This is a genomic window from Rhizorhabdus wittichii, assembly GCF_017607425.1.
Classification (GTDB): Bacteria; Pseudomonadota; Alphaproteobacteria; order Sphingomonadales; family Sphingomonadaceae; genus Rhizorhabdus; species Rhizorhabdus wittichii.
The window spans coordinates 2,605,462-2,620,330 of sequence record NZ_CP059319.1; the positions used below are offsets into that span (position 1 = coordinate 2,605,462).

A 14,869-nucleotide genomic window follows, 5' to 3' on the forward strand; every position below is an offset into this window, starting at 1 on the left:
CCGCCTTTCGCCCTACAGCCAGCCCTGCGCGCGATACCAGTCGGCGGTGGCCTTCAGCCCCTCGGCGGCGCCGACCAGCGGACGCCAGATCGACGTCGGCGGCCGCTTCGAGACCACCCAGTCGGGGTGGCAGAAATAGCGGACGCGATCGGGCGTCAGCTTGGCCTTGTCGCCAAGGCGGAAACGCTCCGCCGTCGCGGCCAGCCGCAGCGCGAAGCCGGGCACCGGCAGCGTCAGCACGCCGGGCCGCCCGACCGCGGCGCCGATCAGCTTGCCGAATTCGCGATGGCCATAGCCCCCTTCGACCCCGTCGTCCGGCTCATAGGTCTGTCCGACCGCCGCGGGCGCCCCGACCAGGTCGAGCAGCAGCCGGGCCAGGTCGCCGGCCTCGATCAGCGAGAGCCGCCCCTTCGGCGGCAGCGGCAGCACGCCCTTCGCCCTGGCGATCCGGAACAGCTCCAGCATCTCGCGGTCGCCGGGACCGTAGATGGCGGGCGGGCGGACGATCGTCCAGTCGAGCGGCGACGGGACGACGAGCGCCTCCGCCGCGGCCTTCGACCAGCCATAGTTCGACAGGTCGGGCTCGCGCGCCGACAGCGACGAGACATGGATGAAGCGCGCGACCCCGGCCGCCTCGGCGGCGGTCAGCAGCGACGCGGTGCCGGTGACGTTGGCGGCGACGAAGCCCGCCAGGTCCGGCGCGTTGATCGCGCCGGCGATATGGATGACGGCGTCCGCTCCCTCGCACAGGTCGGCCAGCCCGCGATGGTCGTCGAGCGTTCCGGCGACCCATTCGACATGGGGACGCGGCAGCTGCGGCCGGCGGGCCAGCGCCCGGACGACATGCCCGCGCTCGGCGGCGATGCGCAGGACATGACCGCCGAGGAAGCCGGTGCCGCCGGTGACGGCCAGGATCACAGCAGGACCATATGATCGCGGTGGACCAGCGCCGAGCGCGGCGCATAGCCGAGGATCTGTTCGTGGGCGTTGCTGCGCCGGCCGACGATCTTGGCGGCGTCGACCGCGTCATATTCGATCAGGCCGCGCGCGATCGCCTGGCCGTCCGGCGCGACGATGTCGACCACGTCGCCGCGCGCGAAGCGCCCCTCGACCCGGACCGCCCCGGCGGCGAGCAGGCTGCGCCCCTGCGCCAGCGCGCCGACCGCGCCGGCATCGACGACGATCCGCCCTTTGGCGGTCAGCCGTCCGGCGAGCCAGGCCTTGCGCGCGGTGCCGATCTTCTCCCCGAGGAAGACGGTGCCGCGATGGTCGGCGTCGAACGCCGCCAGCGGGTGATCGCGCTTGCCGGTGATGATCGCGAGATGCGCGCCCGAGCGTTGCGCGATGCGCGCCGCCTCCAGCTTCGAGATCATCCCGCCCGATCCCATGCCGGAGGCCGAATCGGCATCGGCCATCGCGCGGATGCGCGCGTCGATCCGCGCCACCTCGGGCACCAGCCGCGCGGTCGGGTCGCGATGCGGATTGGCGGTGTAGAGCCCGTCGATGTCGGACAGCAGGATCACCCCGCCCGCGTCGGCGGCCTGGCCGATCCGCGCGGCGAGCCGGTCGTTGTCGCCGAAGCGGATCTCCGCCGTGGCGACCGAATCATTCTCGTTGATCACCGGCACCACGCCGAGACCGAGCAGCCGGTGGAGCGTCGACGCGGCGTTCAGGTAGCGGCGGCGATCCTCGAGGTCGTCGAGCGTGACGAGGATCTGCGCGGCGGTGAGCCCTTCGGCATGGAGCAGCTCGGCCCAGCAGTGCGACAGCGCGATCTGCCCGGTCGCGGCGGCGGCCTGCGCATCCTCCAGGCTGGCGCGTCCGCCCTTGGGCAGCGCCAGCCGCCGCGCGCCGAGCGCGATCGCGCCCGAGGAGACGACCGCGATCCGCTGCCCCGCGCGGTGCCGCTCGGCGATGTCGGCGACGACGCCCTGCAGCCAGTCGCGCCGGACCCTGCCGTCGGGATCGACGAGCAGCGCCGACCCGATCTTGACGACCAGGCGGGGACAGGCGGCGGGGGTGAAGCGGGAAGCGGCCGGGGTCAGATCGGCGACCATGGCTCGTCATTCTCGTTGGCCGCGGTCGTTTCGGGCGCCGGGCCCAATATCTCGATGATCTTGTCGAGCACCGCGGGCAACCCCTCGCCGCTCGCCCCCGACAGGCGCATCACCTCGCCGCCGCCCAGCTTGGCGAGCTTCTTCGCCAGCTTGTCGAGCGTCTTGGCGTCGACCGCGTCGATCTTGTTGAGCGCCAGCACCTGCGGCTTGTCGGCCAGCCCGGCGCCATAGGCATCGAGCTCGCCCCGGACGATCTCATAGGCGCCGATCGGATCGTCGCCGCTCGCGTCGACCAGGTGCAGCAGCACCCGGCAGCGTTCGATATGCCCCAGGAAGCGATCGCCGATGCCGGCCCCTTCGGCCGCGCCCTCGATCAGGCCGGGGATGTCGGCGACGACGAACTCGCGCCCCTTGTGGGTCGCCACGCCGAGCTGCGGCCGGATCGTCGTGAAGGGATAGGCGCCGACCTTCGCCTTGGCGTTGGAGACGGCGTTGATGAAGGTCGACTTGCCGGCATTGGGCAGCCCCACCAGCCCGCAATCGGCGAGCAGCTTGAGCCGCAGCCACACCCACATCTCCTCGGCCGGCCAGCCGGTGCCGTGCTGGCGCGGCGCCCGGTTGGTCGAGGTCTTGTAGCTGGCATTGCCGCGCCCGCCGTCGCCGCCGCGCAGGAAGACCTGGCGCTGGCCCGGCACGGTGAAGTCGGCGAGCACCTGCTCTCTGTCCTCGGACAGGATCTGGGTTCCGACCGGCACCTTGATCAGCAGGTCCTCGCCGCCCGCGCCGGTGCGGTTCGATCCGGCGCCGCCATGGCCGCGCTGCGCCTTGAAATGCTGGGTGTAGCGGAAGTCGATCAGCGTGTTGAGGCCGGGCACCGCTTCGAAGATGATGTCGCCGCCCTTGCCGCCATGGCCGCCGTCGGGGCCGCCATATTCGATGAATTTCTCCCGCCGGAAGCTGACGGCTCCCGGTCCGCCCGCGCCCGAGCGTATGAATATCTTGGCCTGATCGAGAAAATGCATCGCGCGCCTTTATACGAAATGGCGGCGAAAAGAACCCTCCCAGGTTGCGCGATCACCAGCCGCGCATGATCCGGAGCTGGGCCGCCAGGGTCGCGCGAGCGGTTTCGCGCGGGACTTCGAGCGCCTCGGCGATCGGGCCGCCGATCATCCCCTCGCCCAGCGCGGTGAGCACGAGGATCTGAGTGATCTGCCGCAGCGGCGCGCCGCGATACTCGCCCAGTTCCTCGACCAGATTGTGGACCGCGTCGAGGATCGGGGCGATCCCGTCATGCTCGCCGGACAGGATCATCCACGACATCAGCGCCGCCATGCCCTGCTTCTCGAAGACGTCGAAGGTGATGTCGACGATCTCGCGCAGGTCGCCTTCGGTCTCGCGGACGCGGACGACCTTCGCGCCGATCTCGGCCGCGACCCGGCCGACCATCATCTCCGCCATCGCGCGGCGCAGTTCGCCAGCGGAACCGAAATGGTGGAGGATATTGGCGTGGGTGCGGTTGATCCGCTTGGCGACCGCCATCAGCGTGACGGCCTGCGGGCCTTCCTCGATCAGGATGCTGCGCGCCGCTTCGAGCGCGAGCCGGCGCATCTCATCGGTCGACAGGCGCGGACGTGAATGCGGCATCTGGAGGTCCTGACCATCGATGGCCGAACCGGGGGCCGGCGCAACCGCACGGCAACCCGTCCCCCGACCCGTTCGGCGCGGCGATAGCATCACTTGTCCGCGACCGCAAAGGGGACGACGGGCGCCGTTATGCGGCGATCGCATCCTCGCGGTCATAGCCGATCCCGTGCGCCGGGGCCGGACGGGACCGGGCGAAGGCCGGCCGGACATAGTCGATGCAGCGCTCGACCGAGTTGCGCGCGCGGCAAGCCCGGTTGCTGACCGTGCCGGCGGCGGCGAAGCCGAGCTTCTGGAGCACCCGCGCCGAGGAGGGATTGTCGGCGAAATGCCCCGCGATCAGCCGCGGCAGCCGTAGCCCGCGGTCGGCCAGGTCGACGACCGCGCGGCCGGCCTCGGTCGCGAAGCCCAGGCCCCAATAGGGCCGGGCGATCCAATAGCCGAGCTCGACGCCATCGTCGCATTCGGACAGGCCGATGCCGCCGACCAGGCGCGGCGCGCCATGGGTGCGGGCGAACATCAGGAAATCGGGCAGCGGGCCGCGATCGGCCGCCAGGAACGCCTCGGCATCCTCCTGGCGATAGGGCCAGGGGGCGCGGGCGAGCTTGCCGACCACCGAAAAATCATTGATCGCCGCGGCGAGCGCGGGCGCATCTTCCTTCCAGCCGGGACGCAACAAAAGCCGCTGGGTACGCGCGAACATGCAGATATCTCCTCTCCGCCGCCCCGAAAACGCCTGTGAACTGATAAGGTTACAGGGCAGCGACAATTTTCGGAGGGAGACACGAAAAAGGGAGAGGTTGCGACCCTCTCCCTCATCGGTCCGGCGTGCCGGACCTTCGGGTCGCCCTCTGGGCGACCCGAATATGGGCTCGCCCGATGTTACTCGGCGGCTTCGGCCAGCGTGTCGACGCTGACATATTTGCGGCCGAGCTTGCCGCTGTGGAACGCGACGCGGCCGTCGGTCAGCGCGAACAGCGTGTGATCCTTGCCGATGCCGACATTGCGGCCCGGATAGACCTTGGTGCCGCGCTGGCGGATGATGATGTTGCCGCCGATGACGAGCTCGCCACCGAACTTCTTCACACCGAGGCGGCGGCCGGCCGAATCGCGACCGTTGCGCGAAGAGCCGCCTGCTTTCTTATGTGCCATCTCAAACTACTCCGTTGGCTCTTCGATCAGGCTTCGGCGGCCGCAGGCGCATCCGCCTTGGCCTTTGCCGGGGCCTTCTTCGCCTTGGCTTCGCCGCCGATCGACAGGATCTTGAGGATCGTGTGCTGCTGGCGATGGCCGTTCCGGCGACGATAATTGTGGCGGCGGCGCTTCTTGAAGACGATGACCTTCTCGCCCTTCGCCTGCGCGATGATCTCGGCCGAAACGGTCAGGCCCTTCACGTCCTTCAGCTCGGCGCCTTCGCCGGCCAGCAGGACGTCGCCCAGCGACACGGTCGAGCCGGCTTCACCCGGAAGCTTCTCGACGACGATCTTGTCTCCCGCGGCAACGCGATACTGCTTGCCGCCCGTGCGCACGATAGCGAACATGGCCCTCATCACTTCTTCAAACTGTTAGCGCAAACGCGACGGCTCGTGGCCGTCAGCCCCACGCGGGAAAGCGGCTCGCTAAAGGCACGACGCCGGAAAGTCAACCTTTATGGACCGGGCTCGCGCCCGAAAATATCGGCCCCGGAGCGAATCATCCGCCGGCGGAAACGGGCCGGACGGCGAATCGCCTCATCGCCTACTGGCGATGCTCGCGGCGCAGCTGGTAGCGCCCGTCGGCGTAGCTGTCGAACAGGCCCGCGATCGCCGGATGGTCGACCAGCTCATCGCTTTCGTCGTGCACCAGATTCTGCTGGCTGACATAGGCGATATAGCTGCTGTCGCTGTTCTCGGCGAACAGGTGGTAGAAGGGCTGCTCCTTCGCCGGGCGCATGTCCTCGGGAATCGCCTGATACCATTCCTCGCTGTTCGCGAAGACCGGATCGACGTCGAACACGACGCCGCGGAACTCGAACATCCGATGGCGCACGACATCCCCGATCGAGAAACGGGCATGGGAAATGCTGGGCGAGATGATTCCCTGATGCAGGGCGCCGGCCGCCGCCGGAATGGAAACGCTCTTCTCAATCACGCAACTAATGTAGGGAAGTCGCCGTCACATGCAAGCCAACGCTTGGCAAACGCGAATCCGTCCGCTAAGGCCCCGCCCCTATCGACTGACGGATGGCTCCACGGCCGTTCGTTCCACCTCTGCGGAGAGGTGCCGGAGTGGTCGATCGGGGCGGTCTCGAAAACCGTTGTGCGGGCAACCGTACCGTGGGTTCGAATCCCACCCTCTCCGCCATTTCCTTTCCATTGCGCGCTATTGCCGCCGATCGGCCTTCCAGGGATCGATGACGGCGATTCCGGCGGCGTCGAATGCGCTGGCATCCCGGGTCGCCACGACGAAGCTGCGGGAGACCGCGATGGCGGCGATATATCCGTCCGGCGTTGGAAATCCCTTACCGGCACTGCGCGCCCTGACCGCGCGATCGGCATAATGACGGGCGGCCGCCATGTCGAAGGGCAGGATCCGCCCGTCGAACAGCTCGAGCAGCCCGTCCAAGGCCACGGCCAGCCTGTCCTTGCGCCGGCCGTCGGGAAGCGCGCCGATACCGAACAGCAGTTCCGCGATCGTCACGCTCGAAAGATAGAGCGTCTCCGCCGCCTGCTCATCGAGCCAGGCGCACACGTCCGGGTTCGGTTCAGGCTTCATCGCCTCGGAGACGACATTGGTGTCGAGGACGATCATTCGAAGCCCAGCGGTTCGGCGGGCTTGCGGTCGCGAGCCTGATCGAGAGCCTCGAAATCGGCATTGGTCAGCCCGGCATCGCGGCTCAACCGGGACAGCGCGCTGCCGATACGAACGCGATTCGCCGGGCGAACCGCGCCTTCCAGGATATCGCGCATCTCCGCCTCGGTGCTGCGGCCATGGTGGGCGGCCCGAATCTTGAGCGCGCGATGCGCCTCTTCGGAGAGATTGCGGATGGTGACGGCAGGCATTGATAGCAAATCCATGAACCGATAGCGATGATATCAATATAGGATTTTTGCTATCACCACACAAGCACGATCCTCTAGGACGAGCGCCCGCGCCTCAACGTCTGCGACGGCTTTTCCCCGAAGACCGAGGCATAATAGGACGAGAAGCGTCCGAGCTGATCGAAGTTCCAGCGCATCGCCACGTCCGTCACCGAGACATCGGAACCGGGATCGAGCAGTTCCTCGCGCACGCGATCGAGCCGGTAGCGGCGAAGATACTGCATCGGCGTGACGCCGCGGAAGCGCCGGAAGCTCTCGAACAGGGTCCGATTCGACACTTCGCTCGCGGCGACGAGGTCGGCGATGCCGATGTCCTCGCCCGCATGCGCGGCGATATAGTCCTCGGCCCGCTTGACCGCGCGCGGCACCACCGACGCGCCAGCCTGCATGTGGCCCGACAGCGAATGCCGGCGGCTCATCAGCAAGGCGGTGAACAGCGCCTCCTCGAAATGCCGCTGGGCCTTCGCATGGCTGAGCGTCGCGACGCCGCTCTCGAAGTCCTGCACGATCAGCTCGACCAGGCCGCGCGCGACCGCGAGTTCGGGCATTTCCCAGCCCGGGCGATTCTCGAAATTCAGCGGACCGGGAAGATAGAAGCCGAACCAGTCCTCGGCAAAACGCTCGAGCGCGGCGCGCTCGATCCTGACGATCAGCTTATGGCAATGCCCCGACCAGCGCATGCTGACCTCGTCGTCGGGATTGAGCAGGCTGGCCTCGCCGGCCGCCAGGGCGAAGCGCCGGCCGTTGCAGCCGATCTCCGCACTGCCCGAGCGGAGGATCTGCAACAGGTAGAATTTCTCGAAAGGCACCGGGTCGATCACGACGTCCCGGCCATAGTCGACCCAGTTAACGGAGAGCGCGCGAACCGGCGCATGGTGGAAGCGGACCACGCCCTCTCCCAGCTCGGAGCCCGGCGTAAGGCGATGGGGGCAGAAAATCCTGCCGACGGCGTGACGGGCATGATCGAGATCCGTGGTGCTCAGGATCGAATGCCGACTCAGTTCCCCTGCCAGTTGCATAGCATTCTCCGCGCGCCCGCTTCGGCCGCGCCGCCCGGCTCCGATGCCGTGACCGGCACCCGGAGGAGCGGCGCGAGCAGCCCGCGAGACGGGGGAGGCTATGCCATCGCGCACTCGCGCTCAACCTTCCCGGCGCACATCAGGCCTGGCCCGACAGCAGCGGCATCAACGGCACGCGGCGCTCCGGCCCCATCATGCCGTAGCCGCCGTCGACCGACGTCTCGCTGCCGGTCATGTAGCTCGCCGCGTCGGAGGCGACGAAGGCGACGACGTTCGCCACTTCGCCCGCATCGGCAACGCGACCGATCAGGTTGAGGTCGCGCGCGACGTCGTCGGCATGCGCCCGATCGCCGCCGGTCAGGCCGTCGAACGGGTCGGACCAGATATGCCCCAGCGTAACCATGTTCACCCGGATGCCGTCCGCCGCATAGTCCATCGCCTGCGCGCGCGTCAGATGGGCGAGCGCCGCCTTGGACACCGGATAGGCCCAGCGGCCGACATGCGCGAACCGGCCCGAGATCGAGCCGATGTTGACGATGGTGCCGCGCGCCGCCTTCAGATGGGGACGGGCGATCTCGCCGAGGATGGCGGCCGACACGGCATTGACGTTGAGCGTGTCGAGCCATGTGCCGCGCGCCGTGGCCGCGCCATCGTCGCCATAGGAGCAGGCATTGTTGACGACGATGTCGAGCCGGCCGAAGACGTCGACCGTTCGCGCGACGAGCCTTGCGAGCGCCGCGTCGTCGGTGATGTCGGTGGAGACGAACAGCGCGCCGTCGCCCAGTTCCGCGGCCAGCGCGTCCCCCTTGCCGGCGCTGCGCGCGGCGATCGCCACCCGCGCGCCTTCCGCGTGCAGCTTGCGCACGATCGCCGCGCCAATCGAAGCGGCGCCTCCCGTGACGATCGCGACTTTTCCGTCAAGCCGAGCCATATTTCCTCCCTCGGGCCATGGTGGACGATGCGCCGGAAAAGCCATGGCGCTTCAACAGACGCGGCAGCAATCCGGCATAGTCGGCCGCATCGATCGCGACGAACCAATGCTTGATCCGGGTCATGACCGGCAGCTCCAGATCGATTTCCCGCAGCAGCTCGTCGATATGGTGGACCGAGAAGGGGATGATGTTGGTCCCCTTCGAATGCTTGCCGTCGGTGCGCGCTTCCATCCACGCCAGCCGCTCGTCGACATAGGCGTTCTGCGCCGCATCGCTGGGCAGCGTCACGCCGCCGCGGAGCATGTCCGCGATCCAGAAGGCGCCGATCTCCGCGTTCAACTGGCTGAAGAAGGAGGAATTATAGCCGTTGAAGGCGAGCCGGGGGACGCCGACCGGCAGCATCGAGCGATAGAGGCGGAAATTGCCCCGCCCGTCGGTGACCTTCTCCAGCACGTCGGGCGCGAGGAAATCGCAGCGCTGATGCCATCCCGTCCCGCAGACGATGACGCCCGCGGGAACGGTCGTCCCGTCGGTGAGGCGGGCTTCGCCGGGGCGCAACGAAGCGATCTCGGCCTTGTGGAAGCCGATCTCGCCCGCCGCGATCTTCTCGTAGAAGCCGTCGGTGACCAGGCTGACGGTCGATCGCGCGATCGTCTCGAGCTTGCCGGACGGCTCGAGGCCGATCTTCTTCAATCCGAGCTGGCGGCTGATGACGAACTGCACCGTTCCCATCATCAGGTTCCGCAGCGGCCTGCCCGGCCCATGCAGGAATTTCTCGAACCCCCTGATTCGGATGTAGGGGAACAGCCCCTCGCCCAGCCTGTTGAGGAACAGGTGCTTGAAGTTGACCAGCTTCGCCAGCTTCTTCGGGATCTTCCAGATCAGGTGGCGCGCGACGACCGTGGTCGAGGCGGCGACGCCCGAGATGGCGACGGCGGCATCGCAGGAGGACTTGCCATAGCCGACCACGATCACGTTCCGGCCGCGCGCCAGCCCGACGTCGGTGAACTGGCTGGTGTGCAGGATATGCCCGCCCGCCTCGACGAACGCATCCGCGCCCTCGAACGGCGGAATGGCGGGTATCGAGAAGATGCCGTTGCAGACGATCAGATAATCGACGCGATGCTCCGCCGTCGTTCCGGATGCGGCGTCGCGGGTGGCGAGCGTCCACCCGTCCGCGAGGGGCCTGGCGGACAGCACTTCGGTGTTCAGCCGGATCGCGTCGCGCAATCCGAAATGATCGACATAGGTTTCGAGATAGGCCTGCACCTGCGCGCCGGTCGGCCATTCCGGATAGGATGCCGGCATCGGGAAGTCGGCGAACGCATAGGTTTCGCGTGGATTCTGCGTCGTCAGGCCCGGATAGCGGCGCGACGCCGACCACACCCCGCCGATATCGGCTTCCTTTTCGAAGAGAAGGACGTCGAAGCCGAACTGCTTCAGCGTCTTGGCCGTGACGAGACCGGCGAGCCCACAGCCAACGATGCCGATCGATCGGATCATCCTACCCCATTCCCCTCGTGATATCGGGAAGGAGGCTATCGCCGGCAGCGAAGGCGGCGATATGCGCCAACTGCCGCGACTATGCGCCCGCTGCGGCGGAATGCGGCCGAGGCATCGATAGCGACGGGCCTCGGACGGGCTTCGCCAGCCGCCGATATTTGTGCCATGAAGGCGCCAGTGAAACGATAAGGCCCCGCCTCGTCGCGGGCCACGAAGAGAGCGAAGACCCGCATGAGCCAGCAAGACGCCGACCTCGCGTCGGTCGCACGGGAGTGCCGCCATGGACGCGGCTGAGACGATCCACGAGAATTTCCGCGCCGCGCTGCGATCGGGCACCCTGCCCGCGCGGCGATCCCGGCTGGGGCTCGCCGACGCCGGCATCGCCGCGCCCGCGCTGGTCGACCTGTTCCACTCGCAGGTGGTGAGTCGCCAGCTCGACCGCATCTCGCGCAAGCTGCAGGCGCGGGGCGAGGGCTTCTACACGATCGGCAGCTCGGGTCATGAGGGCAATGCCGCGCTCGCCGCCGCGCTGCGGGCCGGCGACATGGCCTTCCTCCACTATCGCGACGCCGCCTTCCAGATCCACCGATCGAAGCAGGTCCCCGGCCAGACTCCGGTCTGGGACATGCTGCTGAGCTTCGCCGCATCGGCGGACGACCCGATCTCGGGCGGGCGGCACAAGGTGCTCGGATCGAAGGCGCTCGCCATCCCGCCGCAGACCAGCACGATCGCCTCGCACCTGCCCAAGGCGGTGGGCGCGGCGTTCAGCATCGGCGTCGCCGCCCGGATCGGGCTGGCGGACCGGCCGCTCGCCCCCGACTCGATCATATTGTGCAGCTTCGGCGACGCCTCGGCGAACCATTCGACCGCGCAGGGGGCGATCAACACCGCCGGCTGGGCCGCCTATCAGGGCATCCCCATGCCGATCATCTTCGCCTGCGAGGACAATGGCATCGGCATCTCCACCCGCACGCCGTCCGGCTGGATCGCCGCCTCGTTCCGCAACCGCCCCGCGCTCGCCTATCTCGCCTGCGACGGGCTCGACCTGCTCGACGCGCTGTGCACGGCGCGCGAGGCGGCGGCGATCGCCCGCGAGCGGCGCAAGCCGGTGTTCCTCCACATGGGCTGCACCCGGCTCTACGGCCATGCCGGATCGGACGTGCAGTCGACCTATCTGTCGCGCACCGAGATCGCCGAGAGCGACGCGCGCGATCCGCTGCTCCACGGCGCGGCGCTGCTCGCCGACCTCGGCATCCTGCGACCCGACCAGATCCTCGATCTCTACGAGGAGGCCGAGGAGACGATCGCGCGCGCGGCCGAGGAGGCGATCCGCCGCCCCAAGCTGACCACCCCGGCGCAGGTGATGGCGAGCCTGCTGCCGCCCCGCCGCGCCGTCGCCGCGACCAACCTGCCCTCGCCCGAGCAGCGCGCCGAGACCTTCGGCGGCGACGCGGCGCAGATGGACAAGCCGCAGCACATGGCGCGGCTGCTGAGCTGGGCGCTGGCCGACGCGATGCTGCAATGGCCGCAGATCGTCGTCGCGGGCGAGGATGTCGGCCCCAAGGGCGGCGTCTACAACGTCACCGCGAAGCTCCACCAGCGCTTCGGCCCGGCGCGGGTGATCAACACGCTGCTCGACGAGCAGAGCATCCTCGGCCTCGGCATCGGTTTCGCCCACAACGACCTGCTGGCGATCACCGAGATCCAGTTCCTCGCCTATGTCCACAATGCCGAGGACCAGCTGCGCGGCGAGGCGGCGACGCTGCCCTTCTTCTCGGACGGCCAATATGCCAACCCGATGATCGTGCGGATCGCCGGGCTCGGCTACCAGAAGGGCTTCGGCGGCCATTTCCACAACGACAACAGCCTGGCGGTCTTCCGCGACATTCCCGGCATCGTCCTCGCCTGCCCGTCCAACGGGCGCGACGCGGTGGCGATGCTGCGCGAATGCGTGCGGCTGGCGATCGAGGAACGGCGGGTCGTCGTCTTCGTCGAGCCGATCGCGCTCTACATGACCCGCGACCTCCATGCCGAGGGCGACGGCCTGTGGACCAGCGTCTACGAGGCACCGGGCAGCGATAGGCCGGTCCGCATCGGCGAGGTCGGCCGCCATGGCGACGGCACCGACCTCGCCATCGTCAGCTATGCCAATGGCTATTATCTGTCGCGCCAGGCCCAGAAGCTGCTGGCCGACGAGCATGGCGTCGATGCGCGGGTGATCGACCTGCGCTGGCTCGCCCCGCTCGATCCCGACGCCGTCTTGCGCGCGGTCGGCGACGCCCGCCGCGTGCTGATCGTCGACGAATGCCGGATCACCGGATCGCAGAGCGAGGCGCTGATGGCGATGTTCATGGAGAAGGCGCCCGGCCTGCCGGTCAGCCGGATCGCCGCCGAGGACAGCTTCATCCCGCTCGCCCGCGCCGCCACCCTGACCCTGCCGAGCCGCGATTCGATCCTCGCCGCCGCGCTGGAGGCCGTCCGTGACTAGAGTGATTTCAAGGCGGATGGAATCATCCGCCGACTCGGAAATAACGGCCGATCAAAGGAAAGCGAAGGCGGTCGTCGTCTGCCCCGGCCGGGGCACCTACAACAAGGGCGAGCTCGGCTATCTCCACCGCTTCCATGCGGGGCAGCACGCGCTGATCGAAGGGTTCGACCGCCGCCGCGCCGAGCTGGGGCAACCGACCCTGTCCGAACTCGACGGCGCGGCGAGCCATTCGGCGGCCGTCCATGGCCGCGGCGACAATGCCTCGGGGCTGATCTTCGCCTGCTCCTATGCCGATTATCTGGCGATCGACCGCGACCGCTTCGACATCGTCGCGGTCACCGGCAATTCGATGGGCTGGTACACGACGCTTGCCTGCGGCGGGGCGCTCGACGCCGCGCACGGCTTCGAGGTCGTCAACGCGATGGGCACCCGCATGCATGCGGAAGGCATCGGCGGGCAGGTCGTCCACACCCTGCTCGACGAGGAGTGGCGGCCGATCCCGGGCCGGCGCGAGCAGTTCCTCGACCTGGTCGACACGATCCCCGACCTCCATGTCTCGATCGAGCTGGGCGGGATGATCGTCTTCGCCGGCAGCGATGCGGCGTTGCGGACGCTGGGCGACCGCCTCCCCGCCGGGCCCGGAAGCTTCCCGATGCGGCTGCAGAACCACGCCGCCTTCCACACGCCGCTGCTCGAACCGATCGCCCGGGAAGCGCGGCAAAGCCTGCCGGTCGACTGGTTCCGGTCGCCGGCGGTGCCGCTGATCGACGGGCGCGGCCATGTCTGGCGGCCGCATGCCAGCGACCTCGACGCGCTGTGGGACTATACGTTCGGCTATCAGGTGACGCGGAGCTACGACTTCACCGGCGCGATCCGGGTCGCGATGCGCGAGTTCGCGCCCGACTGCCTGATCGTCCTCGGCCCCGGCGAGACGCTGGGCGGCGCGGTGATCCAGTCGCTGCTGGCGATCGGCTGGCACGGCTGGGACTCGAAGGCCGCCTTCCAGGCCGGGCAGGCCGACCGTCCCTTCGTCCTGTCCTGCGGCCGCGCCGATCAGCGCGGGCGGGTCGTCGCCGATCGGCGATAGAGCGCCAGCGCGTAGATGATCAGCGCGACGCCCGCGAACAGGAACCACTGCACCGCATAGCTGATATGGTTGTTGGGGATCGTCTCGATCGACGGCGGGACGCTCGGCGACAGGCCCTGGACGCCGCGGTCGAGCACCAGCAGCAACGGCACCGCGTCGGCCGTCTTGCCCAGCACCCGGCGGGCGAGCACCTCGTCGGGGATGAGCAGCCCCCTGCCCTCGATCCGCGCGCCGACCACCGGCAGCGCCGGCCGGGCGTCGATCGCCCGCCAACCGAGATCGGCCATGATCACCCGGCCGTCGATCAGCGCGCAGCCGACGATGGCGCGGAAACCGGTGCGGCCCGAGGCGTCGGTTCCGCCGAGCAGCGTCTCCTTCGTGGTCACCCGGCACAGTATATGGGCGTGGCGGAAGGCTATCGCGTCGGGACCGGCGCCGGCCGGCACGCCGTAGAGATCGGCCGCGTTGCGCGACGCGCGATAGCTGGCGAGCAGCCCTTCCTTCCAATGCGCGCGGCGGATCTGCCAGATGCCGAGCGCCACCATCGCGGCGATGGCGAGCGCAACGACCAGCGTCGGCAGCACGGGTATCCGCCGCATCAGTCGCGCTTCACGAACCGGCCTTCGCGCGCGGCATTCTTATATTCGAGCGCGAGGAGCAATCCCTTGGCGAGGCGCAGCAGCAGCACGGTCAACCCGATGGTGAGCGGCAGCCAGAGCAGCAGGTGGACGATCAGCGGCGGCGACCATTTGAGCTCGACGATGATCGCAAGCAGGCTGACGAGCCCGCCGACGATCAGGATGAGGAAGGCGGCGGCACCGTCGCCGACGTTGAAGGCGCGGTAATCGAGGCCGCAGCCGGCGCAGCGGTCGGCGAAGCGCAGGAAGCTGGCGAACAGGCCCGGCGCGCCGCATCGCGGGCAAAGGCCACGCAGCGCTGCGTCGAGGGGGGCCGGCGGGGGCGGCGCGGACGGTTCAGGCATCGACGATCCTCCCGGTTGGAAAAGAAAAAGGCGCGGCGGCAGGTCTCCCCCGCCGCCGCGCCCCTATGCGGTCATGGCCG

General features: G+C 68.7%; 17 protein-coding genes and 1 tRNA gene. 3 read left to right on the forward strand and 15 right to left on the reverse strand.

The window, feature by feature from the left end:
• Nucleotides 1–12: 12 nt before the first annotated feature.
• From HRJ34_RS12255 to hspQ, 8 genes are all read right to left on the reverse strand, one after another.
• Nucleotides 13–918, reverse strand: a complete 906-nt coding sequence (locus tag HRJ34_RS12255; RefSeq protein WP_012050081.1) for an NAD-dependent epimerase/dehydratase family protein — start codon at nt 916–918, stop codon at nt 13–15.
• Entirely contained in the window at nt 915–2,057 is a 1,143-nt protein-coding gene (proB, locus tag HRJ34_RS12260; protein WP_012050080.1) for a glutamate 5-kinase, read from the reverse strand. The genes HRJ34_RS12255 and proB overlap by 4 nt, the downstream gene beginning before the upstream one ends.
• Nucleotides 2,042–3,079: a GTPase ObgE gene (gene obgE, locus HRJ34_RS12265; protein ID WP_208634225.1), complete on the reverse strand. Its 1,038-nt coding sequence runs from the start codon at nt 3,077–3,079 to the stop codon at nt 2,042–2,044. The genes proB and obgE overlap by 16 nt, the downstream gene beginning before the upstream one ends.
• A gap of 52 nt (nt 3,080–3,131) precedes the next feature.
• Nucleotides 3,132–3,701, reverse strand: coding sequence for a TetR/AcrR family transcriptional regulator (locus HRJ34_RS12270; RefSeq protein ID WP_037519979.1), 570 nt, complete (start codon nt 3,699–3,701; stop codon nt 3,132–3,134).
• A gap of 127 nt (nt 3,702–3,828) precedes the next feature.
• On the reverse strand, nt 3,829–4,401 hold the full coding sequence (locus tag HRJ34_RS12275; protein WP_012050077.1) for a GNAT family N-acetyltransferase: 573 nt from the start codon (nt 4,399–4,401) through the stop codon (nt 3,829–3,831).
• 179 nt (nt 4,402–4,580) lie between these two features.
• The gene (gene rpmA, locus HRJ34_RS12280) at nt 4,581–4,850 is read right to left on the reverse strand and encodes a 50S ribosomal protein L27 (RefSeq protein ID WP_012050076.1); all 270 of its coding nucleotides are present in this window, start codon (nt 4,848–4,850) and stop codon (nt 4,581–4,583) included.
• Nucleotides 4,851–4,876: 26 nt separating this feature from the next.
• Nucleotides 4,877–5,239, reverse strand: coding sequence for a 50S ribosomal protein L21 (gene rplU, locus HRJ34_RS12285; protein ID WP_012050075.1), 363 nt, complete (start codon nt 5,237–5,239; stop codon nt 4,877–4,879).
• A 196-nt stretch (nt 5,240–5,435) separates the two neighbouring features.
• Complete coding sequence (gene hspQ / locus HRJ34_RS12290) at nt 5,436–5,807, reverse strand: heat shock protein HspQ (RefSeq protein ID WP_029548942.1); 372 nt, start codon at nt 5,805–5,807, stop codon at nt 5,436–5,438.
• A gap of 144 nt (nt 5,808–5,951) precedes the next feature.
• Here hspQ and HRJ34_RS12295 point away from each other — a divergent pair.
• A tRNA-Ser gene (locus HRJ34_RS12295) sits at nt 5,952–6,041 on the forward strand.
• An 18-nt stretch (nt 6,042–6,059) separates the two neighbouring features.
• On the opposite strand, the gene HRJ34_RS12300 is transcribed toward HRJ34_RS12295, so the two are convergent.
• The 5 genes from HRJ34_RS12300 to HRJ34_RS12320 all read right to left on the reverse strand — a co-directional run bounded on the left by HRJ34_RS12300 (nt 6,060) and on the right by HRJ34_RS12320 (nt 10,232).
• Nucleotides 6,060–6,488: a type II toxin-antitoxin system VapC family toxin gene (locus HRJ34_RS12300; RefSeq protein ID WP_208634226.1), complete on the reverse strand. Its 429-nt coding sequence runs from the start codon at nt 6,486–6,488 to the stop codon at nt 6,060–6,062.
• Complete coding sequence (locus HRJ34_RS12305; protein ID WP_016746771.1) at nt 6,485–6,739, reverse strand: FitA-like ribbon-helix-helix domain-containing protein; 255 nt, start codon at nt 6,737–6,739, stop codon at nt 6,485–6,487. The genes HRJ34_RS12300 and HRJ34_RS12305 overlap by 4 nt, the downstream gene beginning before the upstream one ends.
• A 74-nt stretch (nt 6,740–6,813) precedes the next feature.
• Nucleotides 6,814–7,797: an AraC family transcriptional regulator gene (locus HRJ34_RS12310; protein WP_029548941.1), complete on the reverse strand. Its 984-nt coding sequence runs from the start codon at nt 7,795–7,797 to the stop codon at nt 6,814–6,816.
• Between the two features lie 139 nt (nt 7,798–7,936).
• Nucleotides 7,937–8,773 (reverse strand): SDR family oxidoreductase, encoded by an 837-nt coding sequence (locus HRJ34_RS12315; protein ID WP_319025639.1) that lies wholly within the window; start codon nt 8,771–8,773, stop codon nt 7,937–7,939.
• Complete coding sequence (locus HRJ34_RS12320) at nt 8,715–10,232, reverse strand: flavin-containing monooxygenase (RefSeq protein WP_208634228.1); 1,518 nt, start codon at nt 10,230–10,232, stop codon at nt 8,715–8,717. Before HRJ34_RS12320 ends, HRJ34_RS12315 begins: the two co-directional genes overlap by 59 nt.
• Before the next feature lie 280 nt (nt 10,233–10,512).
• Here HRJ34_RS12320 and HRJ34_RS12325 point away from each other — a divergent pair, with 280 nt between their 5' ends.
• Both HRJ34_RS12325 and HRJ34_RS12330 read left to right on the forward strand, forming a co-directional pair.
• Nucleotides 10,513–12,720 (forward strand): thiamine pyrophosphate-dependent enzyme, encoded by a 2,208-nt coding sequence (locus tag HRJ34_RS12325; protein WP_208634229.1) that lies wholly within the window; start codon nt 10,513–10,515, stop codon nt 12,718–12,720.
• Nucleotides 12,721–12,736: 16 nt separating this feature from the next.
• Nucleotides 12,737–13,807 carry an ACP S-malonyltransferase gene (locus HRJ34_RS12330; RefSeq protein WP_208634230.1) on the forward strand — a complete coding sequence of 357 codons (1,071 nt, stop codon included), beginning with the start codon at nt 12,737–12,739 and terminating at the stop codon, nt 13,805–13,807.
• On the opposite strand, the gene HRJ34_RS12335 is transcribed toward HRJ34_RS12330, so the two are convergent.
• Together HRJ34_RS12335 and HRJ34_RS12340 are read right to left on the reverse strand one after the other, a co-directional pair.
• On the reverse strand, nt 13,774–14,406 hold the full coding sequence (locus HRJ34_RS12335) for an SURF1 family protein (RefSeq protein ID WP_208634231.1): 633 nt from the start codon (nt 14,404–14,406) through the stop codon (nt 13,774–13,776). The genes HRJ34_RS12330 and HRJ34_RS12335 overlap by 34 nt on opposite strands.
• On the reverse strand, nt 14,406–14,789 hold the full coding sequence (locus HRJ34_RS12340) for a DUF983 domain-containing protein (RefSeq protein WP_012050065.1): 384 nt from the start codon (nt 14,787–14,789) through the stop codon (nt 14,406–14,408). The genes HRJ34_RS12335 and HRJ34_RS12340 overlap by 1 nt, the downstream gene beginning before the upstream one ends.
• Nucleotides 14,790–14,869 lie beyond the last annotated feature (80 nt).